The organism is Limnohabitans sp. Rim8 (assembly GCF_945869175.1).
Lineage (GTDB): Bacteria > Pseudomonadota > Gammaproteobacteria > Burkholderiales > Burkholderiaceae_C > Limnohabitans_A.
In genome coordinates this window covers 1-24,317 of record NZ_CAMBNZ010000037.1, presented here as the reverse complement: position 1 = coordinate 24,317, position 24,317 = coordinate 1, and the positions used below count along the sequence as shown (strand labels likewise).

The 24,317-nt window shown below is 56.6% G+C and carries 33 protein-coding genes and 1 tRNA gene; 7 read left to right on the top strand and 27 right to left on the bottom strand.

Annotation, left to right across the window (positions count from 1 at the left end; translation table 11 throughout):
• The 3 genes from Q0O19_RS07545 to rpe form a co-directional block, all read right to left on the bottom strand.
• Positions 1 to 1,316, bottom strand: a 1,316-nt coding sequence (locus tag Q0O19_RS07545; RefSeq protein ID WP_295521460.1) for a chorismate-binding protein, incomplete at its 3' end; no start/stop codon positions are given.
• 293 nt (positions 1,317 to 1,609) lie between these two features.
• Entirely contained in the window at positions 1,610 to 2,341 is a 732-nt protein-coding gene (gph, locus tag Q0O19_RS07540; protein WP_295521458.1) for a phosphoglycolate phosphatase, read from the bottom strand.
• A gap of 12 nt (positions 2,342 to 2,353) precedes the next feature.
• A complete protein-coding gene (gene rpe, locus Q0O19_RS07535) occupies positions 2,354 to 3,034 on the bottom strand; it encodes a ribulose-phosphate 3-epimerase (protein ID WP_295521456.1) in 681 nt (226 codons plus the stop codon).
• Between the two features lie 29 nt (positions 3,035 to 3,063).
• Here rpe and apaG point away from each other — a divergent pair, with 29 nt between their 5' ends.
• From apaG to Q0O19_RS07515, 4 genes are read left to right on the top strand one after another with little or no spacing between them, the layout of a single operon-like run.
• Positions 3,064 to 3,456, top strand: a complete 393-nt coding sequence (gene apaG / locus Q0O19_RS07530; RefSeq protein WP_295521454.1) for a Co2+/Mg2+ efflux protein ApaG — start codon at positions 3,064 to 3,066, stop codon at positions 3,454 to 3,456.
• A gap of 34 nt (positions 3,457 to 3,490) precedes the next feature.
• A complete protein-coding gene (gene thiL / locus Q0O19_RS07525) occupies positions 3,491 to 4,450 on the top strand; it encodes a thiamine-phosphate kinase (protein WP_295521452.1) in 960 nt (319 codons plus the stop codon).
• Positions 4,451 to 4,452: 2 nt separating this feature from the next.
• Positions 4,453 to 4,983: a phosphatidylglycerophosphatase A gene (locus tag Q0O19_RS07520; protein WP_295521450.1), complete on the top strand. Its 531-nt coding sequence runs from the start codon at positions 4,453 to 4,455 to the stop codon at positions 4,981 to 4,983.
• Positions 4,944 to 5,471: a CinA family protein gene (locus tag Q0O19_RS07515; RefSeq protein ID WP_295521448.1), complete on the top strand. Its 528-nt coding sequence runs from the start codon at positions 4,944 to 4,946 to the stop codon at positions 5,469 to 5,471. Before Q0O19_RS07520 ends, Q0O19_RS07515 begins: the two co-directional genes overlap by 40 nt.
• Before the next feature lie 54 nt (positions 5,472 to 5,525).
• On the opposite strand, the gene Q0O19_RS07510 is transcribed toward Q0O19_RS07515, so the two are convergent.
• The 18 genes from Q0O19_RS07510 to rplN form a co-directional block, all read right to left on the bottom strand.
• Positions 5,526 to 5,602 (bottom strand) — tRNA-Met (locus Q0O19_RS07510).
• A gap of 18 nt (positions 5,603 to 5,620) precedes the next feature.
• On the bottom strand, positions 5,621 to 6,007 hold the full coding sequence (gene rplQ / locus Q0O19_RS07505) for a 50S ribosomal protein L17 (protein ID WP_295521446.1): 387 nt from the start codon (positions 6,005 to 6,007) through the stop codon (positions 5,621 to 5,623).
• 80 nt (positions 6,008 to 6,087) lie between these two features.
• Complete coding sequence (gene rpoA, locus Q0O19_RS07500) at positions 6,088 to 7,080, bottom strand: DNA-directed RNA polymerase subunit alpha (RefSeq protein WP_100174231.1); 993 nt, start codon at positions 7,078 to 7,080, stop codon at positions 6,088 to 6,090.
• Positions 7,081 to 7,184: 104 nt separating this feature from the next.
• Positions 7,185 to 7,808 carry a 30S ribosomal protein S4 gene (gene rpsD / locus Q0O19_RS07495; RefSeq protein WP_100174230.1) on the bottom strand — a complete coding sequence of 208 codons (624 nt, stop codon included), beginning with the start codon at positions 7,806 to 7,808 and terminating at the stop codon, positions 7,185 to 7,187.
• A gap of 84 nt (positions 7,809 to 7,892) precedes the next feature.
• Positions 7,893 to 8,297, bottom strand: a complete 405-nt coding sequence (gene rpsK, locus Q0O19_RS07490) for a 30S ribosomal protein S11 (protein WP_295521442.1) — start codon at positions 8,295 to 8,297, stop codon at positions 7,893 to 7,895.
• Between the two features lie 19 nt (positions 8,298 to 8,316).
• Positions 8,317 to 8,682 carry a 30S ribosomal protein S13 gene (gene rpsM, locus Q0O19_RS07485; protein ID WP_019429278.1) on the bottom strand — a complete coding sequence of 122 codons (366 nt, stop codon included), beginning with the start codon at positions 8,680 to 8,682 and terminating at the stop codon, positions 8,317 to 8,319.
• A 24-nt stretch (positions 8,683 to 8,706) separates the two neighbouring features.
• Positions 8,707 to 8,820: a 50S ribosomal protein L36 gene (gene rpmJ, locus Q0O19_RS07480; protein ID WP_028820150.1), complete on the bottom strand. Its 114-nt coding sequence runs from the start codon at positions 8,818 to 8,820 to the stop codon at positions 8,707 to 8,709.
• Positions 8,821 to 8,925: 105 nt separating this feature from the next.
• Positions 8,926 to 10,245, bottom strand: coding sequence for a preprotein translocase subunit SecY (gene secY, locus Q0O19_RS07475; protein ID WP_295521439.1), 1,320 nt, complete (start codon positions 10,243 to 10,245; stop codon positions 8,926 to 8,928).
• A gap of 22 nt (positions 10,246 to 10,267) precedes the next feature.
• Positions 10,268 to 10,699 carry a 50S ribosomal protein L15 gene (gene rplO, locus Q0O19_RS07470; protein ID WP_295521437.1) on the bottom strand — a complete coding sequence of 144 codons (432 nt, stop codon included), beginning with the start codon at positions 10,697 to 10,699 and terminating at the stop codon, positions 10,268 to 10,270.
• A gap of 10 nt (positions 10,700 to 10,709) precedes the next feature.
• Positions 10,710 to 10,892, bottom strand: a complete 183-nt coding sequence (rpmD, locus tag Q0O19_RS07465; protein ID WP_089951917.1) for a 50S ribosomal protein L30 — start codon at positions 10,890 to 10,892, stop codon at positions 10,710 to 10,712.
• A gap of 14 nt (positions 10,893 to 10,906) precedes the next feature.
• The gene (gene rpsE / locus Q0O19_RS07460; protein WP_019429274.1) at positions 10,907 to 11,425 is read right to left on the bottom strand and encodes a 30S ribosomal protein S5; all 519 of its coding nucleotides are present in this window, start codon (positions 11,423 to 11,425) and stop codon (positions 10,907 to 10,909) included.
• Between the two features lie 17 nt (positions 11,426 to 11,442).
• Positions 11,443 to 11,808: a 50S ribosomal protein L18 gene (gene rplR, locus Q0O19_RS07455; RefSeq protein ID WP_295521435.1), complete on the bottom strand. Its 366-nt coding sequence runs from the start codon at positions 11,806 to 11,808 to the stop codon at positions 11,443 to 11,445.
• 11 nt (positions 11,809 to 11,819) lie between these two features.
• Positions 11,820 to 12,353: a 50S ribosomal protein L6 gene (rplF, locus tag Q0O19_RS07450; RefSeq protein WP_295521433.1), complete on the bottom strand. Its 534-nt coding sequence runs from the start codon at positions 12,351 to 12,353 to the stop codon at positions 11,820 to 11,822.
• A 13-nt stretch (positions 12,354 to 12,366) separates the two neighbouring features.
• Positions 12,367 to 12,762 carry a 30S ribosomal protein S8 gene (gene rpsH, locus Q0O19_RS07445; RefSeq protein WP_062407198.1) on the bottom strand — a complete coding sequence of 132 codons (396 nt, stop codon included), beginning with the start codon at positions 12,760 to 12,762 and terminating at the stop codon, positions 12,367 to 12,369.
• A gap of 18 nt (positions 12,763 to 12,780) precedes the next feature.
• Positions 12,781 to 13,086 (bottom strand): 30S ribosomal protein S14, encoded by a 306-nt coding sequence (gene rpsN / locus Q0O19_RS07440; RefSeq protein WP_295521431.1) that lies wholly within the window; start codon positions 13,084 to 13,086, stop codon positions 12,781 to 12,783.
• 8 nt (positions 13,087 to 13,094) lie between these two features.
• Positions 13,095 to 13,634 (bottom strand): 50S ribosomal protein L5, encoded by a 540-nt coding sequence (rplE, locus tag Q0O19_RS07435; RefSeq protein ID WP_295521429.1) that lies wholly within the window; start codon positions 13,632 to 13,634, stop codon positions 13,095 to 13,097.
• A gap of 2 nt (positions 13,635 to 13,636) precedes the next feature.
• Entirely contained in the window at positions 13,637 to 13,957 is a 321-nt protein-coding gene (rplX, locus tag Q0O19_RS07430; RefSeq protein WP_295521427.1) for a 50S ribosomal protein L24, read from the bottom strand.
• A gap of 9 nt (positions 13,958 to 13,966) precedes the next feature.
• The gene (gene rplN / locus Q0O19_RS07425; RefSeq protein ID WP_019427444.1) at positions 13,967 to 14,335 is read right to left on the bottom strand and encodes a 50S ribosomal protein L14; all 369 of its coding nucleotides are present in this window, start codon (positions 14,333 to 14,335) and stop codon (positions 13,967 to 13,969) included.
• Positions 14,336 to 14,657: 322 nt separating this feature from the next.
• Between rplN and proC the strand changes: the two genes are divergently transcribed.
• Complete coding sequence (proC, locus tag Q0O19_RS07420) at positions 14,658 to 15,482, top strand: pyrroline-5-carboxylate reductase (protein WP_295521426.1); 825 nt, start codon at positions 14,658 to 14,660, stop codon at positions 15,480 to 15,482.
• Between the two features lie 23 nt (positions 15,483 to 15,505).
• On the opposite strand, the gene ubiA is transcribed toward proC, so the two are convergent.
• Genes ubiA through recG form a run of 3 tightly spaced genes read right to left on the bottom strand, consistent with a single transcriptional unit; the run spans position 15,506 to position 19,422 of the window.
• On the bottom strand, positions 15,506 to 16,357 hold the full coding sequence (ubiA, locus tag Q0O19_RS07415; RefSeq protein WP_295521424.1) for a 4-hydroxybenzoate octaprenyltransferase: 852 nt from the start codon (positions 16,355 to 16,357) through the stop codon (positions 15,506 to 15,508).
• 16 nt (positions 16,358 to 16,373) lie between these two features.
• Complete coding sequence (locus tag Q0O19_RS07410; protein WP_295521422.1) at positions 16,374 to 17,336, bottom strand: LysR substrate-binding domain-containing protein; 963 nt, start codon at positions 17,334 to 17,336, stop codon at positions 16,374 to 16,376.
• A gap of 16 nt (positions 17,337 to 17,352) precedes the next feature.
• Entirely contained in the window at positions 17,353 to 19,422 is a 2,070-nt protein-coding gene (gene recG, locus Q0O19_RS07405; protein WP_295521420.1) for an ATP-dependent DNA helicase RecG, read from the bottom strand.
• A 110-nt stretch (positions 19,423 to 19,532) separates the two neighbouring features.
• Between recG and queA the strand changes: the two genes are divergently transcribed.
• Entirely contained in the window at positions 19,533 to 20,621 is a 1,089-nt protein-coding gene (gene queA, locus Q0O19_RS07400; RefSeq protein WP_295521418.1) for a tRNA preQ1(34) S-adenosylmethionine ribosyltransferase-isomerase QueA, read from the top strand.
• Between the two features lie 29 nt (positions 20,622 to 20,650).
• The gene (tgt, locus tag Q0O19_RS07395) at positions 20,651 to 21,823 is read left to right on the top strand and encodes a tRNA guanosine(34) transglycosylase Tgt (protein WP_295521417.1); all 1,173 of its coding nucleotides are present in this window, start codon (positions 20,651 to 20,653) and stop codon (positions 21,821 to 21,823) included.
• Here tgt and Q0O19_RS07390 read toward each other — a convergent pair whose 3' ends face one another.
• The 3 genes from Q0O19_RS07390 to Q0O19_RS07380 form a co-directional block, all read right to left on the bottom strand.
• Entirely contained in the window at positions 21,824 to 23,071 is a 1,248-nt protein-coding gene (locus Q0O19_RS07390; protein WP_295521415.1) for an FIST N-terminal domain-containing protein, read from the bottom strand.
• Positions 23,068 to 23,763, bottom strand: a complete 696-nt coding sequence (locus Q0O19_RS07385) for a PhaM family polyhydroxyalkanoate granule multifunctional regulatory protein (protein ID WP_295521413.1) — start codon at positions 23,761 to 23,763, stop codon at positions 23,068 to 23,070. The genes Q0O19_RS07390 and Q0O19_RS07385 overlap by 4 nt, the downstream gene beginning before the upstream one ends.
• Positions 23,764 to 23,914: 151 nt before the next feature.
• On the bottom strand, positions 23,915 to 24,317 hold a 403-nt coding region (locus Q0O19_RS07380; RefSeq protein WP_295521411.1), incomplete at its 5' end, for a M20/M25/M40 family metallo-hydrolase.

Sequence of the window (24,317 nt, the reverse complement as noted above, 5' to 3'; positions counted from 1 at the left end):
TAACTGATGTAGCCGCAAGCACCGCCATAAATGCCGCGCTTGACCGGCTCGAACTGGTCAATCAACTCCATGGCATGCACCTTGGGCGCCCCTGTGAGGGTACCCGCAGGGAAGGTGGCTTTGAGCACGTCCATGTTGCTCATTCCTTCGTTGAGCAGGCCTTCGACATTGCTCACGATGTGCATGACATGGCTGTAGCGCTCCACCACAAAGGCCTCGGTGACCTTGACCGATCCGATTTGGGCGATACGGCCAATGTCGTTTCGGGCCAGGTCGATCAGCATCACATGCTCGGCACGCTCCTTGGGGTCGTTGATCAGTTCCAACTCGGCGGCCTTGTCCTTTTCGGGTGTCGCGCCACGGGGGCGCGTACCCGCCAAAGGGCGGATGATGACCTTGGCCCCCTCTTCGGTCTGCTCTTGTCGCACCAAGATCTCTGGGCTGGCTCCGACAACATGGAAGTCGCCGAAGTTGTAGAAATACATGTAAGGGCTGGGGTTGAGCGAACGCAGCGCCCGATACAAGGACAATGGGCTCTCGGTGTAGCGTTTTTTGATGCGCTGGCCGACCTGCACTTGCATGAAGTCGCCGCCCGCGATCAGCTCTTTGGCTTTTTCCACGGCAGCGATGTAATCGGCCTTGGCAAAGTCCCGCTCAGCCGGGTAAGGTTGGGTAGGTTTGACCACCGGGGCGCTGACCGAGTATTTGAGTTGCTCTTTGAGGTCTCGCAGGCGCTTCTTCGCGACTACGTAAGCCTCGGGCGTGGCCGGATCGGCATACACAATCAGATAGAGCTTGCCCGACAGGTTGTCGATCACGGCCAACTCTTCGCATTGCAGCAGCAAGATATCAGGCGTCCCCAAGGTGTCGAATGGGCAGGATTTCTCGAGTTTTTTCTCAATGTACCGGACCGCATCGTAACCAAAATAACCCGCCAAACCACCACAAAAACGCGGCAAACCCGGGCGCAAGGCCACCTTGAAACGCTTTTGGTATTGTTCGATGAAATCCAGCGGGTTACCTGCTGCGGTCTCAACCACCGCACCGTCGCGCACCACTTCGGTCTTGGCCTGAGCGCCGAATCCGCTGGCTCGAACCAAAGTGCGTGCGGGCAGACCAATGAAGCTGTATCGGCCAAAACGCTCACCACCCACCACCGATTCGAGCAAAAAGCTGTATTGGCCGTTGTCCTTGGTGTGTGCCAGTTTGAGATAAAGCGAAAGGGGTGTCTCCAGGTCCGCAAAAGCCTCCAACATGAGGGGAATACGGTTGTAGCCTTGGCTGGACAGGCTTTTGAATTCAAGTTCGGTGATCACAGGCTCAGGCCTCCAAAGCGCTCAGCAACCTCGTGCGAGGTGCTATTCATTCATCCATTTGCCCGGCAAAGGCCAGACGCGGGTGCGGGCAAGCCGCACAATTGAAAGGGTTTAGGCTGGCTGACGCCAAGGCCAGGCTCCCCGGCCTTCCGCTAGGAATTGGCTCGTCACGCTGGATGCGCTGGACAGGTGATGTTGGGTGAACATATGGGCAGAAGTGTAGCAAAGCCTTAGGGCACCATTGAAAGAAGAACAGGGGACGGAAAGAGGCGACTCATGCAACCGTGGCCGACTCAGCGTGAAACCGCACCCATGAGCTCAGGCAAATCTGCCAAGTTGTCCAACCAAGCTGCCGCGGGTGTATCTTGCACAGGTTGGCCATGGTTGTAACCATAGGTCACGAGCACCACCGGACATCCGGCGGCATGTGCCGCTTGGGCATCGTTGTTCGAATCGCCCACCATCAAGGTGCGCGCGACGGCGCTGCCCAAGGCTTCACAGGTTTTCCAAAGCGGCAAAGGGTCCGGTTTTTTGCGCTCGAAACTGTCACCACCAAAAACGGGGCCAAAAAATGACGTCAGGGCTTTGTCTTTCAACAAGGCTTGGGCAAAAGCCAGTGGTTTGTTGGTCAAGCAGGCCATTGGCACGCCTTGTTTTGCCAAATGATTCAGCACCTCCAGGACACCAGGGTAGACGTTGGCAAATTGCCCATTGATGGCCAAATAGTGGTGTTGGTAACGCTGCCAAGCACGGTCAAACAAGGCCTCCACCGTCCATGCCGCACAAGCTTGCCCCACGCCTTTGACTTCAGGGCGGGCCATTTGATGCGCCAGCAGGCTGCGTATCAGGTGCTCAGAGCCTTTGCCGATCGTTTGCTCGATCAGTTCGTTAGAAACAGGCGGCAAATCCAAATCGGCCATGGTGCGGTGCAAAGCCACCTGAAAGTCACCCAATGTGTGCACCAGGGTGCCGTCCAGATCAAAGATGACCGCCTCGATCTGCGACAAGTCCTGCGCTGTTGGCATGGCAACCCCCCCTTAACCCAAAGCCACGCGCATCTGTTCAATCACGGCTTTGTAATCAGGTTTGCCAAAAATGGCACTGCCCGCCACAAAAGTGTCAGCACCTGCATTGGCCACGCGGCGGATGTTGTCTGTTTTGATACCCCCATCGACTTCCAATCGAATGTCACGGCCACTGGCATCGATCCACTTGCGCGCTTGTTCGATCTTGCGCAGTGCAGAGTCAATGAAGCTTTGGCCACCAAAACCCGGGTTGACACTCATGATCAAGACCAAGTCGATCTCGTCAATCGTCCACTCCAGCACATCGAGTGGTTTGGCCGGGTTGAAGACCAGCCCCGCCTTCAGGCCTTTGCTTTTGATCGCCTGAATGCTCCGGTGTACATGCCCACTCGCATCGGGGTGAAAACTGATGAGGTCAGCCCCCGCTTCTGCAAAAGAAGCAGCCAATGCGTCCACAGGCGAGATCATCAAATGCACATCAATCGGCACGGCCCTACCCATTGCCGTTTTTGCATGCGGCTTGAGGGCTTTGCAAACCATGGGCCCAAAGGTGAGATTGGGCACGTAATGGTTGTCCATCACGTCAAAGTGGATCCAATCAGCACCAGCGTCGATGACGCTTTTAACTTCTTCGCCCAATCGTGCGAAATCAGCCGAGAGGATGGAAGGGGCAATGCGATAAGTCGTTGTCATATCTGAATTGTCGCAGTTAACATGTGAGCATGTCAGCCCACAACGTTCAAATTGATGTGTCGCCCCAGTACGTGGTAGACCAAAGCCACCCACTGCAAAACGTGTTTGCTTTTGCCTACACGGTCACGGTCACCAACACGGGCAGCGTACCTGTTCAACTGATTTCCCGTCACTGGGTCATTCAAGACGAACGGGGTCACACCGAAGAAGTCAAAGGGCTGGGCGTGGTGGGACAGCAACCATTGCTGCGCCCTGGTGAGGCCTTTCAATACACCAGTGGCTGCCGACTTCGTGCACCCAGCGGCACCATGCAGGGCAGTTATTTTTTTGTAGCTGAAGATGGGCACCGTTTCGATGCACCCATTGGTACTTTTGTCCTGGAGTCTTCGTCCTCCGGCTTGTCGGGTCGAACACTCCACTGAACAGCTTCTTGCTGCTTGCGGTTAAGCTCAAGGCATGGGTGAATTTGACCTCATTGAACGCTATTTTAAACGTCCTCCTTTGAGCGCGGATGTGGGCATTGGTGATGATTGCGCAGTGTGGACACCTCGCTCGGGTCATCAACTCGCTTTTTCAGCTGACATGCTGGTCGAAGGTCGGCACTTTCTGTCGACCGTCAACCCGCACCACCTGGGCCACAAATCCCTGGCAGTGAACCTGAGTGATCTTGCTGCTTGCGGCGCGACCCCGCAAGCCTTTATGTTGTCGCTGTCTTTGCCTCGGGCAGATGAGGCTTGGTTGGCAGGATTTTCATCCGGTTTGTTTCAATTGGCAGACCAGCATCGCTGCGAACTGATCGGCGGAGACACCACGCAAGGCCCCTTGAACATTTCAATCACGGTCATGGGCGACATACCGACAGGTCAAAGTATCTTGCGCAGTGGCGCGCAAGTGGGAGATGACCTGTATGTCAGTGGTCACTTGGGGGATGCCCGCTTGGCCCTTGAAGCGTTTCGGGGTAACGTGTCATTGCCTCAACATGTATTTGAACTGGCCAGGCTGCGCATGGAGCGGCCCACACCACGCGTTGCGCTTGGACAAGCACTTCGTGGCATTGCCACCGCCATGGCCGATATCAGCGATGGTTTGATCGGCGATTTGGGACACATTCTCAAAGCCAGCCATGTGGGGGCCGAAATTGACACCACATTCGCGCCTGCACTGATGCAAACCCACCCGTTTTGGACATGTCCTCCAGACTTGGCCATGACCTGTGCACTTTCGGGCGGCGATGATTACGAGTTGGTGTTCAGCGCTTCACCTTCTGCATCAGCGAACGTTCAACGGGCCGCCAAAGAATCAGGGACTTCCATCACACGCATTGGACGCATCACCGATTCAAGGCGTTTGGAACTTTTGGGAATGGATGGCCTGCCTGTTGCCATTTCATTGAACTCATTCGACCACTTCGCTTGACGATGAACGCCAGCCAAGACTCACCTGAATTGAAGCCCCCCCGCAAACCCAATGCGGCCTTCATGTTGTCGCACCCTGCGCATGTCATCGCATTGGGTTTTGGTTCAGGCCTTTCCCCCAAATCACCTGGCACGGTTGGCAGTTTGTGGGGCTGGGCTTCATGGCTGTTGATTCAACAACATTTGAGTTTGACTGTGCAAGCGGGGCTCATTGTTGTCGCCTTTTTGGTGGGTTGGTGGTCCTGCACGGTGACTGCGCAAAACTTGGGGGTGAGTGACCCAGGATCCATTGTTTGGGATGAAGTGCTCGCCATGTGGCTCATTTTTTATTTGCTCATGCCCAATCATTTTGGCGAGCAAATTGCCGCGTTCGCGTTGTTTCGTTTTTTTGATATTGTCAAACCTGGACCTGTGGCTTGGGCGGATCAAATGTTCAAAGGGTTCGGCTGGCGTGGCGGCTTCGGGATCATTTGGGATGATGTGGTGGCCGCTTTTTGCACGCTATTGACCATCGCGATCTGGAGATCATTTTGAAACAGCTCACCTCACAACTGGCTGAACGTCTCCTTCAACTCCGATGGATGCTTTCAACCGCTGAGAGTTGTACTGGCGGGATGATCGCCACGCGTTGCACCGACTTGGCCGGGAGCAGCACTTGGTTTGAACGCGGATTTGTGACCTATTCGAACCAGTCCAAGACTCAAATGCTGGGCGTTCCGGAGGACTTGATTGCCCATCATGGCGCAGTCAGTGCGCCTGTGGCGAAGGCCATGGCCTTGGGTGCGGTGTACCGCTCGGCGTCCGAAGTCTCCATTGCGGTAACGGGTGTTGCAGGCCCCAGCGGTGGGAGCTTTGAGAAGCCAGTGGGCACAGTCTGGCTGGCGTGGTGTATTTCGGGGTCTGTTCACGCCGAAGTCCAGCACTTTTCAGGTGACCGCGCACACATCCGACAGGCGACTACCGAACATGCTCTTGAAGGTCTGATGAAACGTCTCCCCACAAATAAGCCCGCAGGCCGTTGAAACGAAAAAACCCTCCGAAGAGGGTTTTTTGATTTTCAAAAGCGCTTGAAAACTTGGTTGCGGGGGCCGGATTTGAACCAACGACCTTTGGGTTATGAGCCCAACGAGCTACCAGACTGCTCCACCCCGCGATATGTTTACATTGTATCTTACTCTGCTGCTGTTTCGGCAGAAGAATCAGCACGATCCACCAACTCAACCAATGCCATGGGTGCGTTGTCACCCACGCGGTATCCCATTTTCAGGATGCGTGTGTAACCACCAGGACGCTTGGCAAAACGTGGGCCCAAGTCGGCGAACAATTTAACGACGTTGTCACGGTCACGCAGGCGGTTGAAAGCCAGACGCTTGTTCGACAAGGTGTCTTCTTTGGCCAATGTGATCATGGGCTCAATCACGCGACGCAACTCTTTTGCCTTAGGCAAAGTGGTCTTGATGACTTCGTGCTCGATGAGCGAATTCATCATGTTGCGCAACATGGCGAGGCGGTGCTCGCTGGTGCGATTCAATTTGCGGAGGCCGTGTCCGTGACGCATGGTGCTTACCTTTCTTTATTAAACAGGCAGCCGTATCAGGTACTGCCCGTGCACACCCCGAATTTTCCGGGAATTTCGATTTACCGTTTTTCCAGACCTGCTGGTGGCCAGGCTTCAAGCTTCATGCCCAAAGTCAAGCCACGCGATGCCAGAACTTCTTTGATTTCGTTGAGTGATTTGCGACCCAAATTCGGGGTCTTGAGCAACTCATTCTCGGTACGTTGAATCAAGTCGCCGATGTAATAGATGTTTTCTGCTTTGAGGCAGTTGGCAGAACGAACCGTCAATTCCAGCTCGTCCACTGGACGCAACAAAATGGGGTCGAAACTGCCCGCACCACCACGCTGAGCGGGCTCGTTGAACGCAGACAATTCGCTGCCTTCAAGTTGCGCAAACACAGCCAACTGCTCGACCAAGATCTTGGCCGATGAACGAACAGCGTCTTCAGCAGTGATGGCACCGTTGGTTTCAATCTCGATGACCAGCTTGTCCAAATCGGTACGCTGCTCAACACGAGCGCTTTCGACGGTATAACTTACGCGCTTGACTGGCGAGAACGAAGCGTCCAACACGATGCGGCCCAAAGCCTTGGTGGGCTCATCGGCAAAACGACGCATGCTGCCGGGCACATAGCCGCGACCTTTTTCAACCTTGATTTGCATGTCCAGCTTGCCACCGTGTGACAAATTGGCAATGACATGCTCAGGGTTGACAATTTCCACATCGTGCGGTGTCTGGATGTCTGCAGCAGTCACAGCGCCTTCGCCGTCTTTGCGCAAACTCAGAGTCACTTCGTCACGGTTGTGCAGTTTAAAAACCACCCCTTTGAGGTTCAACAAGATGTTCACCACATCCTCTTGCACGCCATCAATGGAGGAGTACTCATGCACAACACCGGCGATGGTGACCTCGGTGGCGGAGTAACCCACCATGGACGACAGCAAAACGCGACGCAGCGCATTGCCGAGTGTGTGACCATAGCCACGCTCGAAAGGCTCCAACGTGACTTTTGCACGGTTGGCGGCCAATTGTTCGACTTGAATAGCTTTGGGTTTCAACAGATTGGTTTGCATTCAGACTTCCTCTCAATACCCCCGGTCCGTTACACCGGTAAGGCTGATGAAGCACCCGGTGCAGCCTCGTGAGGCAGCCCGGGAACGATTGAAACGACTCAGAATTAACGCGAGTACAGTTCGACGATCAACGATTCGTTGATATCTGCAGCGAATTCATCACGGTCAGGAACCTTCTTGAAGGTGCCTTCTGCCTTGTCGGCGTTGACTTCAACCCAGGCAGGCATGCCCACTTGCAAAGCCAATTGCAAAGCTTCAACCACACGGTTTTGCTTTTTGGATTTCTCACGAACAGCCACCACATCTCCGGCCTTGACCAAGTAAGAGGGGATGTTCACGGATTGACCGTTCACAGTGATGGCTTTGTGAGAAACCATCTGGCGTGCTTCAGCGCGCGTAGAGCCAAAGCCCATGCGATAAACCACGTTGTCCAAACGGCATTCCAACAAGCCCAGCAAATTGGAGCCCGTATTGCCTTTGCGGCGGTCGGCTTCTGCAAAATAGCGGCGGAACTGCTTTTCCAAAACGCCATACATGCGTTTGACTTTCTGCTTTTCACGCAGCTGCAGGCCGTAGTCAGAAGTGCGTTGGCCCGAAGTGCGACCATGTTGGCCGGGCTTGGTGTCAAATTTCGACTTGTCAGCGATGGAGCGACGAGCACTCTTCAAAAACAGGTCGGTGCCTTCACGGCGAGAAAGTTTGGCCTTGGGGCCGAGGTAGCGTGCCACTTGATTTTCCTTTATGCAACTACCGCATCAGAAATGCGGGAGCCAGGCGATGCAAGCATGGCCTGGCGGTGGGCTTGGTTTAAGTTAGATACGACGACGCTTTTGTGGGCGGCAGCCGTTGTGCGGGACCGGTGTCACATCGGCAATCGATGTGATGCGAATGCCCAATGCACCCAGGGCACGAACCGATGACTCGCGACCTGGGCCGGGGCCCTTGATCTCGACGTCGAGGTTTTTGATGCCTTGTTCTTGCGCAGCACGACCTGCGACTTCAGAAGCAACCTGAGCTGCAAAAGGTGTCGATTTGCGCGAACCCTTGAAGCCTTGGCCACCCGATGAAGCCCAAGACAATGCATTGCCTGGGCGATCGGTGATGGTGATGATGGTGTTGTTGAACGACGCGTGAACGTGCGCAATGCCATCAGCAATGTTCTTACGAACTTTTTTGCGCACACGTTGTGATGCGCTGTTTGATTGTGCTTTTGCCATAGTGGTCTCTCAATCCTGCTTATTTCTTCAGAGCCGCAGCGCCTTTGCGCGGACCCTTGCGAGTGCGTGCATTGGTACGTGTGCGCTGACCACGCATGGGCAAGCCACGACGGTGACGGAACCCGCGATAGCAACCGATGTCCATCAAACGCTTGATGTTCATGGTGGTTTCGCGACGCAGATCACCTTCAATGGTGAAAACTGCGATTTGATCGCGAATTTTCTCCAGATCAGCGTCCGTCAGATCTTTGATCTTCTTAGAATAAGCGATGCCAGAAGCCTCACAAATTTGTCGAGCGCGGGTGCGTCCAATACCAAAAATGGCGGTCAAGCCAATTTCAGCGTGTTTGTGCGGCGGAATGTTGATGCCAGCGATACGTGCCATTTTCGTCCTCTAAAACTAATTCAATCAGCCTTGGCGCTGCTTGTGACGTGGATCTGTGCAGATCACACGAACAACGCCTTTACGGCGAATGACCTTGCAGTTACGGCAAATTTTTTTCACCGAAGCAGAAACTCTCATGGTTCTCTCCTAAAACTCATCGATACCCAGACTTCGCAGACCAGGTGAAAAATGTAGCCTTACACAATTTGTGCAAGGTTCTTTACCAAACCTCAGTCAAGTCATTCAAGACTTGAAGCTCGCCTTTTTCAAGAGCGAATCGTATTGTTGCGACATCAAGTAATTTTGGACTTGCGCCATGAAATCCATGGTCACAACGACTATGATCAGCAATGATGTGCCGCCAAAGTAAAACGGAACATTGTATTTCAGAATCAAAAATTCAGGCAGCAAACACACGAACGTGATGTATGCGGCACCTACAGCCGTCAATCGGAGCAAAATCTTGTCGATGTACTTAGCTGTTTGATCACCCGGACGAATACCCGGGATGAAGGCACCGCTTTTCTTCAGGTTTTCCGCGGTTTCGCGGCTGTTGAAAACCAAGGCCGTGTAGAAAAAACAGAAGAAAATGATGGCGGCCGCATAGAACATCACATAAACAGGTTGCCCTGGTGCCAATGCATTCGCAACATCTTTGAAGAAACGAACAACAACACTTTCAGAAGATCCAGAACTGAACCAACCGATGAGGGTTGCAGGCAACAAAATGATCGAAGATGCAAAAATCGGTGGAATCACACCAGCCATGTTCAACTTCAAAGGCAAGTGTGACGATTGCCCACCATACACTTTGTTGCCCACTTGTCTGCGAGCGTAATTCACCAGAATTTTTCGCTGTCCACGTTCAACAAACACCACGAAGTAGGTAACCAATGCCACCACCACAACGATCAAAATGGAGATCAAGGGGTTCATGGCACCGGTTCTAACCAACTCAAACAGGCCACCCAAAGCACTTGGCAAACCTGCCGCAATTCCCGCAAAGATCAGAATCGAAATGCCATTGCCCAATCCGCGTTCAGTGATTTGCTCACCCAACCACATCAGGAACATAGAGCCAGCGGTCAAACTGACAACCGCTGTCATCCGAAATCCCAAGCCTGGATTGATCACCAAACCTGCTGAGGCTTCCAGCGCAACAGCGATGCCAAAAGACTGAAAAACAGCCAAACCCAAGGCGCCGAAGCGTGTGTACTGGGTAATTTTCCGTCGTCCAGCTTCACCTTCTTTTTTCAATTGTTCAAATGTAGGCAAAACATACGTCAACAACTGCATCACGATGGAAGCAGAAATGTAAGGCATGATGCCCAAAGCAAACACAGTGAACCGAGACAGTGCACCACCAGAAAACATATTGAACAAGTTCAATATGCCGCCCTGCTGGCCGTTGAACAACTGCTTGAGTTGCTCAGGGTCGATGCCCGGCACAGGAATGTGCGCACCAACACGGTAAACCACCAATGCCAGCAACAGAAACAGAAGTCGGCGACGCAAATCGCCGAACTTGTCTGCTTTAGCTGTTGAATTAGCGCTGGTTGCCACTGAGTTTCTCGCTTATGAACATTCAGGCCACAGAGCCACCAGCGGCCTCAATGGCCACCTTGGCACCTGCAGTCGCACCAATGCCCGTCAATTTGACGGCTTTTGTCAATTCACCAGTGTTGATCACTTTGACCACTTTGGCCATTTGCGAAACCAGACCCGCCTGCTTCAAAGCCAACACATCCACTTCGGCCATGTCCAAACGAGACAGGGTTGTCAGTGTGATTTCTGCGTTGTATTTCAGCAAATGCGACTTGAAACCACGCTTAGGCAAACGGCGCTGCAAAGGCATTTGACCGCCTTCGAAACCCACCTTGTGGTAGCCACCGGAGCGTGACTTTTGACCTTTGTGACCACGGCCAGCGGTTTTACCCAGACCTGAGCCGATGCCACGACCCACGCGACGTGGCGCATGCTTGGAGCCTTCTGCGGGCTTGATGCTGTTGAGTTCCATCATTGGCCTCTTAGAGAACTTTGACCAGATAGCTGATCTTGTTGATCATGCCGCGCACTGCAGGCGTGTCTTGCAACTCGCTCACAGAGTTCAGCTTGCGTAAGCCCAAACCACGCACAGTGGCGCGGTGGGACTCTTTGGTGCCAATCGGGCTGCGAACCAGTTGGACTTTGACGGTGGATTGCGTTGTCATGTTCGATCTCCGGTTCAGCCGAACAATTCTTCAACCGACTTGCCGCGCTTGGCAGCCACGTTGGAAGCTGTTGTGCAGTTGGACAATGCGTCCAATGTGGCACGAACCATGTTGTAAGGGTTGGATGAACCATGGCTCTTGGCCACAATGTCAGTGATACCCACCACTTCGAACACGGCACGCATAGGTCCACCTGCAATGATGCCGGTACCTTTTGGCGCTGGCGCCATCATGACGCGGGCTGCGCCGTGGTGACCGTGAACTGCATGGTGAATTGTTCCGTTTTTCAAGTGCACTTTGGCCAAGTTGCGACGGGCTTCTTCCATCGCCTTTTGCACTGCAGCTGGCACTTCTTTTGATTTGCCCTTGCCCATGCCCACCTTGCCGTCGCCATCACCGACCACGGTCAATGCTGCGAAACCGAGGATACGGCCGCCCTTCACCACCTTGGTAACGCGATTGACCGCGATCATTTTCTCGCGGAGACCGTCCTCAGGGCCGTCACTCTGCGGTTTTGCTGTAAATTTAGCCATTTGTATCTCCGATCCGTTTAGAACTGCAGACCCGCTTCACGGGCTGCTTCGGCCAAAGCCTTGACACGACCGTGGTAAGCGAAACCTGCGCGGTCGAAGGCGACCTTCTCAACGCCAGCGGCTATTGCTTTTTCAGCAATGCGCTTGCCAATCACTGCGGCCGCTGCGGCATTGCCGCCTTTGCCAACAACGCCCAAGGTCGTACGAACTTCGGCTTCGGATGTAGAGGCACTGGCCAACACTTTGGTACCGCAGCCAGAGATAACGCTGGCATAAATGTGCAGGTTGGTACGGTTCACCGTCAGACGGGCCACACCTTGCTGTGCAATGCGAATACGAGTTTGGCGCGCACGACGCAGACGCTGCTCTTTCTTGGTCAACATGATGCAGCTCCTTATTTCTTCTTAGTCTCTTTGATCGTGATCTTCTCATCCGAATAGCGGATGCCTTTGCCTTTGTAGGGCTCAGGTGGACGAACAGCACGGATCTCAGCAGCAATTTGACCAACACGTTGACGGTCAGCACCTTTGATCACGATTTCAGTCGCGGTCGGAGTTGCCACCGTGATGCCAGCAGGCATATCGATGTTGACGGGGTGTGAATAACCAACAGCCAGGTTCAATTTGGCGCCAGAAGCCGCCGCTTTGTAACCCACGCCAACCAAATTCAGCTTCTTCTCGAAACCCTTGGTCACGCCAGTCACCATGTTGTTCACCAGCTGTCGCATGGTGCCGCTCATGGCATTGGCTTCGCGTGAATCGTTGGCCGGGGCAAAACTCAGCTTGCCACCGTCATTGGTCACAGTCACCAGCATGTTGGCTGTGATGGCCAATTGACCACCGGTACCTTTCACGCTGATTTGATCTTGTTTGATCGACACATCCACACCAGCGGGGATGGTCACAGGCATTTTTCCTACGCGGGACATTCTTTTTCTCCCTTTATGCGACGTAGCACAGCACTTCGCCACCGACACCGGCTGCACGTGCTTTGCGATCGGTCATCACACCCTGGGGTGTAGTGACGATGGCCACGCCCAAGCCGTTTTGGACTTGAGGGATAGCATCGCGGCCTTTGTACACACGCAGGCCAGGACGGCTAACGCGCTCAATACGCTCAATGACCGGACGGCCAGCGTAGTACTTCAGGGCAATTTCGAGGGTGGCTTTGCCATCTTCGGTTTTGACTTGGAAGCCATCAATGTAACCTTCATCTTTCAGCACTTGAGCGATGGCCACCTTCACTTTGGAAGAGGGCACCATCACAGCGGCTTTAGCCACCATTTGTGCGTTACGGATGCGGGTCAACAGATCGGCAATAGGATCACTCATGCTCATGTTGTTCTCTCCTGCCGATTACCAGCTGGCCTTGGTCACGCCCGGAATGTTGCCTGCGAAGGCTAATTCACGGATCTTGGCGCGACCCAGACCAAATTGACGGAACGTACCGCGTGGGCGACCGGTGATTTCACAGCGGTTGCGTTGACGGGTCGGGTTGGCGTTGCGCGGAAGCTTTTGCAGACCCAAACGGGCAGCTGCACGCTCTTCATCACTGCGCTTGGCATCGTTGGCGATGGCCTTAAATTCTGCGTATTTCTTCGCGAATTTTGCCGCCAATTTTTCACGCTTGAGCTCGCGCTCGATCAAAGCTACTTTAGCCACGTGACACCTCAGTTCTTGAAGGGGAAGCGGAAAGCTGTCAAGAGCGCTTTGCACTCATCGTCAGTCTTGGCCGTTGTGGTGATGCTGATGTTGAGACCGCGCAAAGCATCGACCTTGTCGTACTCAATCTCAGGGAAAATAATCTGCTCTTTAACGCCGATGTTGTAGTTACCACGGCCATCGAACGCACGACCAGAGATGCCGCGGAAGTCACGAACACGCGGCAAAGCCACGGTCACGAAACGATCCAGGAACTCATACATCTGAACTCCACGCAAAGTCACCATGCAACCAATCGGCTGGAGTTCACGGATCTTGAATCCAGCAATCGCTTTTTTGGCCTTGGTCACCACAGGCTTTTGGCCCGCGATTTTGGTCAAGTCGCTCACAGCGTGGTCCATGACTTTTTTGTCAGCGACCGCCTCAGACACACCCATGTTCAAGGTGATCTTGGTGATGCGAGGAACCTGCATGGGTGACGTATAACCAAATTTGGTTGTCAGTTCAGCAGCGATTTTCTCGCGGAAGAGTTGTTGCAAACGTGCCATGCTCATGCCACCTTGATTTCTTCGCCGCTCGACTTGTAAACGCGAACGCGTTTTCCGTCAGCTTGCAGCTTGATGCCCACGCGATCAGCCTTGCCAGTTGCGACATTGAAAATCGCCACGTTGGATTGGTGAATCGGCATGGCCTTTTCGATGATGCCGCCAGTTGTGCCCTTCATGGGGTTTGGCTTGGCGTGCTTTTTGACGAGGTTCACACCTTCGATCAACACGTGCGAATCACTGGCGCGCAGTGACACAGTGCCACGCTTGCCCTTGTCACGACCTGTGATGACGATGACTTCGTCGCCTTTGCGAATCTTGTTCATGGCGCGTCCTTACAGTACTTCAGGAGCCAGGGACACGATCTTCATGAACTTCTCGGTACGCAGTTCACGCGTCACGGGGCCGAAGATGCGGGTGCCAATAGGCTCCAACTTGGCGTTGAGCAACACGGCTGCGTTGCCATCGAATTTGATGAGGGAGCCATCGCCACGGCGAATGCCTTTGGCTGTACGAACCACCACAGCACTGTAGATCTCGCCTTTTTTGACGCGACCACGAGGAGCGGCTTCTTTGATGCTCACTTTGATGATGTCGCCAACACTTGCATAGCGACGCTTGGACCCGCCGAGCACCTTGATGCACAGCACGGACTTGGCGCCGGTGTTGTCGGCCACATCCAACCGAGATTCTGTCTGGATCATTGATTTATTCCCAACTTGTATTTCTTGAAAGCCAGCCTGAAGCCAACCCACAGAAATCAGTCTTGGACCCGTCATTCACACCGCGAACCACTCGCTGCGCTTCAGATTGGGCAGATAACCACACCTTTTGCAAGGCGAAGCCCACAATTATGTCTGAAAAACTCTTTGTGTGCAACATCTTTTGGAATTTTTTGCAAATATCCGGGCGTTTTCCATGCAATCAGGGCTACGCAGGCGGCTGTTTTGGCTTTGCACACCTTCAAGCCACGCGAAAAAGAGACAATCCTCCTTGTTCTCTCATTTGCAGCCCTGGCTTCTTAATATGTCCTCCTTCAACCACACCTTGGCATTCATCGGCGGCGGCAACATGGCCAGCGCCATCATCGGCGGATTGATTCGCCAAGGCATGAAACCAGAGCAGCTCATGGTGGTAGAGCCGTTTGCGGACACCGCCGCCAAAATCTTGTCGGACTTTGGCATCACAGCGCTTTCGCTCGCTGGACCCACTTTGGCCCGCGCCGATATGGTGGTTTGGGCGGTCAAACCCCAAGTTTTCAAGGAAGCCGCCATCCCGGTGATGGAACACACACGCTCTGCGCTGCATTTGTCCGTTGCTGCAGGCATTCGGACCGACAGCATCTGCCGCTGGGTAGGCACGGAGCGTGTGGTGCGTTGCATGCCCAACACGCCCGCCTTGGTAGGCCAAGGCATCACCGGCATGTTTCCCTGCCCTGCCATCAGCCCCGAAGACCGAGCCCTGGTCGAGCGTGTCATTGGCACCACTGGGCAATTTCTCTGGCTTCAGCAAGAGTCCCATTTGGATGCAGTGACTGCGTTGTCCGGCTCGGGACCAGCTTATGTGTTCTTTTTCCTGGAGGCCATGACCGAGGCGGGCGTCGGCATGGGCCTGAGCGCCGAGCAAGCCTATCAATTGGCTGTGGCGACTTTTTCAGGGGCATCTTCTTTGGCAGCGGCCTCGAGCGAGAGCGCAGAGGCGCTGCGCCAACGTGTGACCTCCAAGGGCGGCACGACCTACGCAGCCATCACAACTTTGGAAGCATTGGGCGTCAAAGCTTCTTTCGTGAAAGCCATGCAAGCGGCCGAAGTGCGCGCCAAAGAATTGGGCGATGAATTCGGCAAGGCCTGAGGCACCCGTCCAAGGGCCAGCACTCAGCTGTAAGACAAGGCCAAGCCCACAAAGACGCTCAACCCCACCCAGTGGTTCAGTCGAAAGGCCTTGAAGCAGCCCTCGCGGCTGCGGTCTTTGATCAGCAAGATGTGCCAGACCCCTTGAGCTGCGGCCCCAGCCAAGCCCCACATGAACCACTGTCCGCGTTCTGGTGCGTCCAGCAGCCACGCCCAGATCGCCAAATACGCCCCATAAAAGACTGCAATGGCCAGCACATCCCAGCGGCCCAGCGTGATGGCAGAAGTCTTCATGCCGATTTTCAAATCGTCGTCCCGGTCCACCATGGCGTATTCGGTGTCGTAGGCCAGTACCCAGAACAGGTTGCCCACCAACAAACCCCAAGCCAAGAGCGGCACTTGCCCTTGCACGGCTGCAAAAGCCATCGGAATGCCAAAACTGAAAGCCACGCCCAACACAGCTTGAGGCATGGACACATGGCGTTTGGCATAGGGGTACAGCAGCGTCACGGCCAAGGCTGCAAACGACCACTGAACCGTGGCCATGTTGGTGGTCAACACCAGGCCAAAAGCGCACAGCGCCAGCACAACACCCACCGCCAGCGCTTCTTTCACGCCCATCCGCCCGCTCGTCACAGGCCGGTTGGCCGTGCGTTTGACGTGTTTGTCAAAGTCGCGATCGGCCACATCGTTCACACAGCACCCCGCGCTGCGCATCAAGATGGTGCCCAAGGTGAAGACCGCCACCAGATGCCAGCCGGGGAATCCGTCCGCTGCCACCCACAACGCAGCCAAAGAAGGCCACAACAGCAGCAGCCACCCCGCAGGCCGATTCCAACGGATCAGGTCCAGGTAAAGCTTGAGTTTGTCGGTCATGGCATGCGGCAAGGCATCACGACAAGCGCGTCACACCCGAAAGCGGGCACGCATAAATGGCGTTGCGCACGGCGGCAATCGCTTCATAACGGGTAAAACTGCGACGCCAAGCCAGCACCACACGCCGCGTAGGGGGCTTGCCGCCTGCAGGGTCAACGATTGGCAAATAGCGCACGGGGGAATCGTGGTGCCCGCCTGAGCGCTTGTGCACCGGCTTGAGTTCGGGCACCGACAAGCGGGGCACCAAAGTCACGCCCATGCCTGCGGCCACCATGTGTTTGATGGTTTCCAGCGATGAACCTTCGAACGTCTTGCGGATGCCATCGGTCTGGCTGGCATAACGGGCGAATTCAGGGCAAACCTCCAGCACATGGTCTCGAAAGCAGTGACCTGCGCCCAGCAACAGCATGGTCTCGTTTTTCAGTTGCTCGGTGGTGATCGAAGTCTCTTTGGCCAAGGGGTGGTTCAAGGGCAGTGCGGCCATGAAACTCTCGTCATACAAAGGGGCAACTGCAAGCCCCGACTCTGGAAAGGGCTCGGCCAGGATGGCGCAGTCCAGTTCACCCGTGCGCAGCATTTCCAGCAATCGAACCGTGAAATTTTCTTGCAGCATCAAGGGCATCTGCGGGATGTCGGTGATGATCTGGCGCACCAAATCGGGCAGCAAATAAGGTCCGATCGTGTAAATCACACCCAGCCGCATGGTGCCGGCCAGCGGATCTTTACCGCGCTTGGCTATTTCCTTGATCTCGGCGGCCTGCTCCAGCACACTTTGCGCCTGGCGCACGATCTCTTCACCCAAAGTGGTCACCGACACCTCGCTGGCGCTGCGCTCAAAAAGTTTGACTTGCAGCTCTTCTTCGAGCTTCTTGATGGCCAGCGACAATGTGGGCTGGGACACAAAGCAGGCCTCGGCGGCCTTGCCAAAGTGCTTTTCGCGGGCCACGGCCACGATGTATTTGAGTTCGGTCAGGGTCATGGGCCTTATTTGAACATCAAGCTTTCAGATACTCGGATTTCCCGCCCAACCAACGGCCAATGTGCCGCTCGGCCAAGTCCGCGTGCCGGTCCAGCATCTGCGGAGCCAAGGCACGCGCCCAGTCCAGCCAATGTCCATCGGTCTCCAGATCGGCAAAGCGCAGCAAAGGGGCGCCCGACTGGCGTGCCCCCAAAAACTCCCCGGGGCCCCGGATTTCCAAGTCGCGCCTGGCGATCTCGAACCCATCGTTGGTCTCCACCATGGCACGCAAACGCTCACGGGCGGTCTCGCTCAGGCGTCCACCCTCGGGCGTGCCATACAGCAGCACACAGGCCGAAGCCGCCGCACCCCGACCCACCCGACCGCGCAGCTGATGCAGCTGAGACAGGCCAAAACGTTCAGCATGCTCGATCACCATCAACGAGGCATTGGGCACGTCCACCCCCACCTCGATCACCGTGGTGCTGACCAACACGCCCATGACCCCGGCGGTGAACAGCTCCATCACCGCCTTCTTCTCGGCCACCGGCATGCGCGAATGCAGCAAGCCCACCATAACGCCCGGCAGCGCTTCGCTCAGGTCGGCATGGGTTTGCGTGGCGTTGGTCAGGTCGAGCGCTTCGCTTTCTTCAATCAGCGGGCACACCCAGTAAACCTGCCGCCCTTCTTGCAACTGCGCCCCAATGCGCGAGACCACCTCATGGCGGCGATGGTCTGACACCACACGGGTCACGATGGGGGTGCGCCCCGGTGGCAGCTCGTCGATCACCGACACATCCAGATCAGCGTAATAGCTCATGGCCAATGTGCGTGGGATCGGCGTGGCCGTCATCATGAGCATGTGCGGCTCCATGCCATCGGCCTGCATCTTGCCCCGCAAGGCCAGGCGCTGCGCCACACCAAAGCGGTGCTGCTCGTCGATCACGGCCAGCGCCAGGTTTTTGAACTTGACGTGCTCCTGAATCACCGCGTGTGTGCCCACCACCAACGCGGCCTCACCCGACTCGATCAGCGCCAGCATGGCGGCGCGCTCTTTCTTTTTCTGACTGCCGATCAGCCAAGCCACCTTGACGCCCAAAGGCTCCAGCCAGCCCACCAGCTTGGCAAAGTGCTGGGTCGCCAAAATTTCGGTTGGCGCCATCAAGGCGCATTGCCACCTTGCATCCACCGCCACCATGGCCGCCAGCGCGGCCACCACGGTTTTGCCCGCGCCCACATCGCCTTGCAGCAAGCGGTGCATTGGCACAGAGCGCGCCAAGTCTTTGGCAATTTCTTGGCCCACACGCTGCTGCGCGTTCGTCAGTCCAAAGGGCAAAGTGGCCAGCAACTGGCCGTACAGACCCTGAGCTTTCATCTTCAATGGCGGGGCACGCAGCAAATCGCGCTCGCGCTTGGCTGTGAGCTGCGACAACTGCTGCGCCAGCAATTCCTCGCATTTGAGGCGAATCCAGGCCGGATGGCTGCGGTCCTCCAATGCGGCCAGCGACACATCGGGCGTGGGGTGGTGCAAAAACCGAAGAGCATCGCGCAGCGACCAGGCACCGCGCGGGTCAGGCCAAGCGATGCCCGAAGGCATGGTCTCGCTCAGGTCGGCATGGTTCAAGCCCGTGATGACGGCTCGGCGCAAATAGGCCTGGGCCAAGCCCGCCACCGTCGGGTACACCGGTGTCAACGCCTCGGCCAAATTGCCGCCCGCCGCTTTGAAAGTCGGGTGCATCATGGTCAGCCCCATGAAGCCGCCCTTGACCTCGCCCCGCGCCCGGATGCGGTTGCCCACCGCCAGCGCCTTCTGGTGCGAAGGGTAGAAACTGAAAAACCGCATCACACAGGTGTCCGATCCGTCGTCCACGGTCACCAACAACTGGCGGCGAGGTCGCATCGTGATCTCGCAAGCTGTCACCGTCGCCTCGATTTGGGCGGTATCGCCCTCGCGCGCATCGCGCAGCTTGACGATGCGGGTCTCGTCCTCGTAGCGCAACGGAAGGTGCAGCGCCAAGTCGATGTCGCGCTTCAAGCCGAGCTTGATCAGCGCTTTTTGGGGGGCTGACAGCGTTTTGGCGGGCGTGGGTGCTGGCTTGGAAGGCATGCCCTGATTGTGCCGTGAGAGCCACGTCCCATAGTCGCTCGGGATAAACGCTTCATTCAGGCAGAATCTCGTCTTCTTTGTTTTGTCTGGGCCTGTCAAGCCCAAGCCCCATGGCCTCTTCTGTCTCCCCCCGCGCCTTCACGCTCAGTGATTTCGACTTTGAGCTCCCCCCCGAACTGATTGCCCAACACCCTGCTGCCGAACGCAGCGGCTCGCGTTTGCTGGACGGCTCTTCGGCCACGGTGGTGGACCGCATTTTTCATGAACTGCCAGGTCTGCTGAATGCGCGCGACCTGCTGGTGTTCAACGACACCAAGGTGGTCAAGGCCCGAATCTTTGGAGAGAAGGCTTCGGGTGGCAAGCTGGAGTTGCTGATCGAGCGCGTGCTGCCCGACCACCAAGTGGTGGCCCACATGCGGGTCAGCAAAAAGCCCCTGCAAGGCGGCAAGATGTATTTGGCAGGCGGCGCACGCCACGGGGGTTTCGATGCCGTGCTGCTGGGCCGCTGGCCCGACAAAAATGGCCAACTGTTTCACCTGCAGCTGAGCGATGAGCCCCATGCGCTGATGGAAAAGCACGGGGTGATGCCGCTGCCCCCTTATATTGAGCGTCCTGCAGGCACGGGCGACCATGCCGACACCGAAGAAGACGCCCGGCGTTACCAGACCGTGTTCGCACGGGCACCCGGTGCGGTGGCTGCACCCACGGCGGCGCTGCATTTTGACGACGGTGTGCTCAGTGCCTTGAAGGCGAAAGGCGTGCAAACCGCCAGCGTCACGCTGCATGTCGGTGCGGGCACTTTCCAGCCGGTCAAGACGGAAAACATCGCCGAACACCACATGCACAGCGAGTGGTACGAGGTGCCCGAAGCCACGCAACGGGCGATTGCGGCCTGCAAAGCACGCGGCGGCCAGGTGGTGGCGGTGGGCACGACCACCGTGCGCACGCTGGAGTCGTGGGCCAAATTTGGCCAAGCCAGCGGCGACACGCAGATCTTCATCACTCCCGGGTTTGAGTTCCAAGTGGTCGACCGGCTGATCACCAACTTCCACCTGCCCAAGAGCACGCTCATGATGCTGGTGAGCGCCTTTGCAGGTCATGGTCACATCATGTCGCTTTACTGCCATGCGATCACTCACCAATACCGGTTTTTCAGCTATGGCGATGCGATGCTGCTGACGCGATCGCCGCAGGCCTGATGCGGCACCCCCCTCCTACAATCCCAGCCATGCTCCAATTCGACCTGCTCCAAACCGACCCCGCCAGCCACGCCCGCCGCGGCACACTGACCCTGAACCATGGCGTGGTGCAAACCCCCATCTTCATGCCGGTCGGAACGTACGGCACGGTCAAAGGTGTGATGCCGCGCAGCCTGCACGAGATGGGCGCACAGATCATTTTGGGCAACACCTTCCACCTGTGGATGCGCCCGGGTCTGGACATCATGCAAGGCTTTGGTGGCCTGCACCAGTTTGAAAAGTGGGACAAACCGATCCTGACCGATTCGGGCGGATTTCAGGTCTGGTCCCTCGGCGACATGCGCAAAATCACCGAAGAGGGCGTGACCTTTGCTTCTCCCGTGAACGGCGACAAGCTGTTCATGTCGCCCGAAGTGAGCATGCAGATCCAGACCATCCTGAACTCGGACATCGTGATGCAACTCGACGAATGCACGCCTTACGAGACCAAGGGGCATTTCACCACCGAGGCCGAAGCGCGCAAGTCCATGGAGATGAGCCGCCGCTGGGCCGTGCGCTCCAAAGACGAGTTCGCACGCCTTGAAAACCCCAACGCCCTGTTTGGCATTGTGCAAGGCGGCATGTTTGAGAACCTGCGCCAAGAGTCGCTCGACGCACTGGTGGAAATGGACTTCCCCGGTTATGCCATCGGTGGCGTGAGCGTGGGCGAGCCCAAAGACCTCATGCTGCAGATCATGGCGCACACACCGCACCGCCTGCCGGCCCACAAACCGCGCTACCTGATGGGCGTGGGCACGCCCGAAGATTTGGTGCAAGGCGTGGCCGATGGCGTGGACATGTTCGACTGCGTGATGCCCACCCGCAACGCCCGCAATGGCACGGTGTTCACCCGCTTTGGTGACCTGAAACTGCGCAACGCCCGCCACAAACACGACCCACAGCCGCTGGACACCAGCTGCACCTGCCATGCCTGCGCGGGAACGTCCGGTGTCTCTTGGAACCAAGGTGGCCGTGATGGCTTCAGTCGCGCTTACATGCACCACCTCGACCGCTGCGGTGAAATGCTCGGCCCCATGTTGACCACCATCCACAACCTGCACTATTACCTGAACCTGATGCGTGAGGTGCGTGAATCACTCGATGCAGGCCAGTTCTCTCAGTTCCGGTCGCAGTTCAAGAGCGAGCGCGCTCGCGGGGTGTGATCAATCGGTGGTGAACACCGTCAACACCCCGGTGTAGCCATACAGCTGCTGGTGGGCTATTTCACCCGCAGCAAAAAACCCGACCAGTGGCACATCACCCAAAGCGTGCCGAACGATCTGCATCTCGGCACTCGGTCCACCAAAGTGGGGGCCGCCTCGCCCGGTACAGCTGACGTACACCGCGCCAGCGATCCGTTGGCCCGCTTGAGGCACAGTGGGCACCGGGTCATCACTCATGGCATTGATGGCCTCGATGGACAGCATCTCGGGCTCCAGTGCTTCGCGCAGTTCGGCACACACCCGGACCAAGTCGGCGCGAGCGGCTTGCACGTCGCGGCGGCAAAAGGTCAGCCGCATGCCCGGCTCCAAGTGCTCGGCAATCGCCAAACCTTGGCGCATGGGGTCCAAGCCAATGATGTGGCGCACCCGCACGTCCTTGCCCAAATTCCCCGTGCGGCCCACACCGAACTGCCCAGGCGCACTCAAACCCACCAAAGTTGATCGAACCACGGCTATGGCTTTTTGCGGTTCTTTCAAACTGATGTTCAGGTCGCTCAGCATCGCATCCAAGGCCGGCTCGCCCGCCAGCCTGAGCACCACATGGCCTTCGGCTTCGGTGATTTCACGCTCCGGAGCAACCGGCTGACAGCCTTGCGTCACGCGCGACAACAAAGCCACATCAGGGGCGAAGGCCACGCCGCTCAGACCGCCTTCCAGCACACCGCCATGCACCTCCTGGCCTCCAGCATCTTCAGCCCACACCGCAAACTGCACACTGCGCGTGCGGCTCGCACTCAGGCCACCAAACAAATAACCTTGGCGGGTGCGACCGGCCATCTCTTGGATCAACTCGGCCAGGTCAGGCGTGTTGGGGTCGGCGTGCACCAAGGCCGCATCGGCCCAACCTTCCAGCAAGGGCGACACACCCGAAAACACCCGGTATTGCTCGGGTGTCAGGTCGCACAGCATGAGCGCCATGGCGGGCTCGTCAAAGTACTCGGCATTGTTCACGGCCACACCAATGCCCACGGTGCCTGCCCAATCGGGCACGCCGGGCAAGGCCTGGCGCAGGTGATCGAGCAGGGCTTGAGCCTCTGGCGCGTAATGGTCGGTGATGTAGAGCAAGCCCAAACGGGGCTGGCTGGCGTAATCGGGCAGGCTCATTTGGGCTTGCAACTGGGCCAGCACCAGACCAGCAGCCATGCGCCACTGCGGATGAGTGGCGTGACCGTAGGGAAAAAGCTTCATGGTGTTTTGCGCTTCGAAACGGCCTTGCGGGGAGCCGATTTGACAGCCGGTTTGGTGTTGGCGTTGGCGGCCTTTTTGGCCTTGGCTTTTGCAGCGACAGGGGATTTTTGATGGCCCGCTGCCGTGCTGGCGCCCTTGGGCGTCATGCCCGTTTTCATGGCCTCGGCAGCCACGTCTTTGACGGCTGCGGCTGCAATGTTTTGAAACTGTTGGGTCAATGCACCCCACCACTGCATCGGGTCCACGGCGGGTTGGGCAGAAGATGCACCAGAAGCCGAAGGTTCAGGCTGCGCGGGTTCAGGCTGCGCGGGTTTCGGCTCGGGTGCAGCTTGTGGCGTGGCAGCATGGGTTTCGGCGGCAGGTGCTTTGGCGGTAAAAGCCTTGGCCAGATCAGCCATGTTCACATTCATGGTCTGCAAGGTGGACAGCGTCATCTTTTGCACCTCCATGGCCTGGATGGTGGCCTTGAGGGCGGTGGTATTTTGCTCCAACCAAAACAACACCGATTTGAGCTCCTGCATGCGTTTGTCAATTTCTTCCACGCTCAAGGTGGGCGCGACCCAACTGGCCATACCGGGCACGGCGCCAGCGTGAGCACCCGGCACAGCCTGCGCCGCCGTTTTGGACAGGTTTTGCAAAAAGTCAAACCCTGGTACGAATTTGCCGAAGCCGAAAGCCGATGTGTCGCTCATGGTGTCTCCTGAAGAAGGACTTGCTAAAGCTTAACCCATGAAACATTCAGGGCCCACCCAAGCCCTCGGAAGCACCACCAAGAATCTCTGGGCTAGGGCGGCCCGCTCATCGGCAACCCTAGCTCACGATCTTCGCGTCGACAACGACCATTCAAGCGATCTGCGCCACTCCCGCTGTACCCAGCATGGCGTGCAACAAAACATTACACCCTGCAGCGATATCGGCGGGTTTTGCATCTTCAATTTCGTTGTGGCTGATGCCATCTTTGCAGGGGATGAAAATCATCCCACTCGGTGCCAGACGGGCGGTGTAAATGGCATCGTGCCCGGCGCCTGAGACCACAGGCATCTGGCTGTAACCCAGCTCAGCAGCGGCTGCAGATACAGCCTGCACACAGGACTCATGGAAGGCTTGCGCCGGGTAACTCGACACCAGCGTCAGCTCAATGCACAGACCTGTGCTGTCTTGCAATTCTTGAGCCACGGCTTTGATCTCATCGACCATGGCGTCCACACCTGCATCGGTGCTGTTGCGCAAATCGATGCTGAATTTG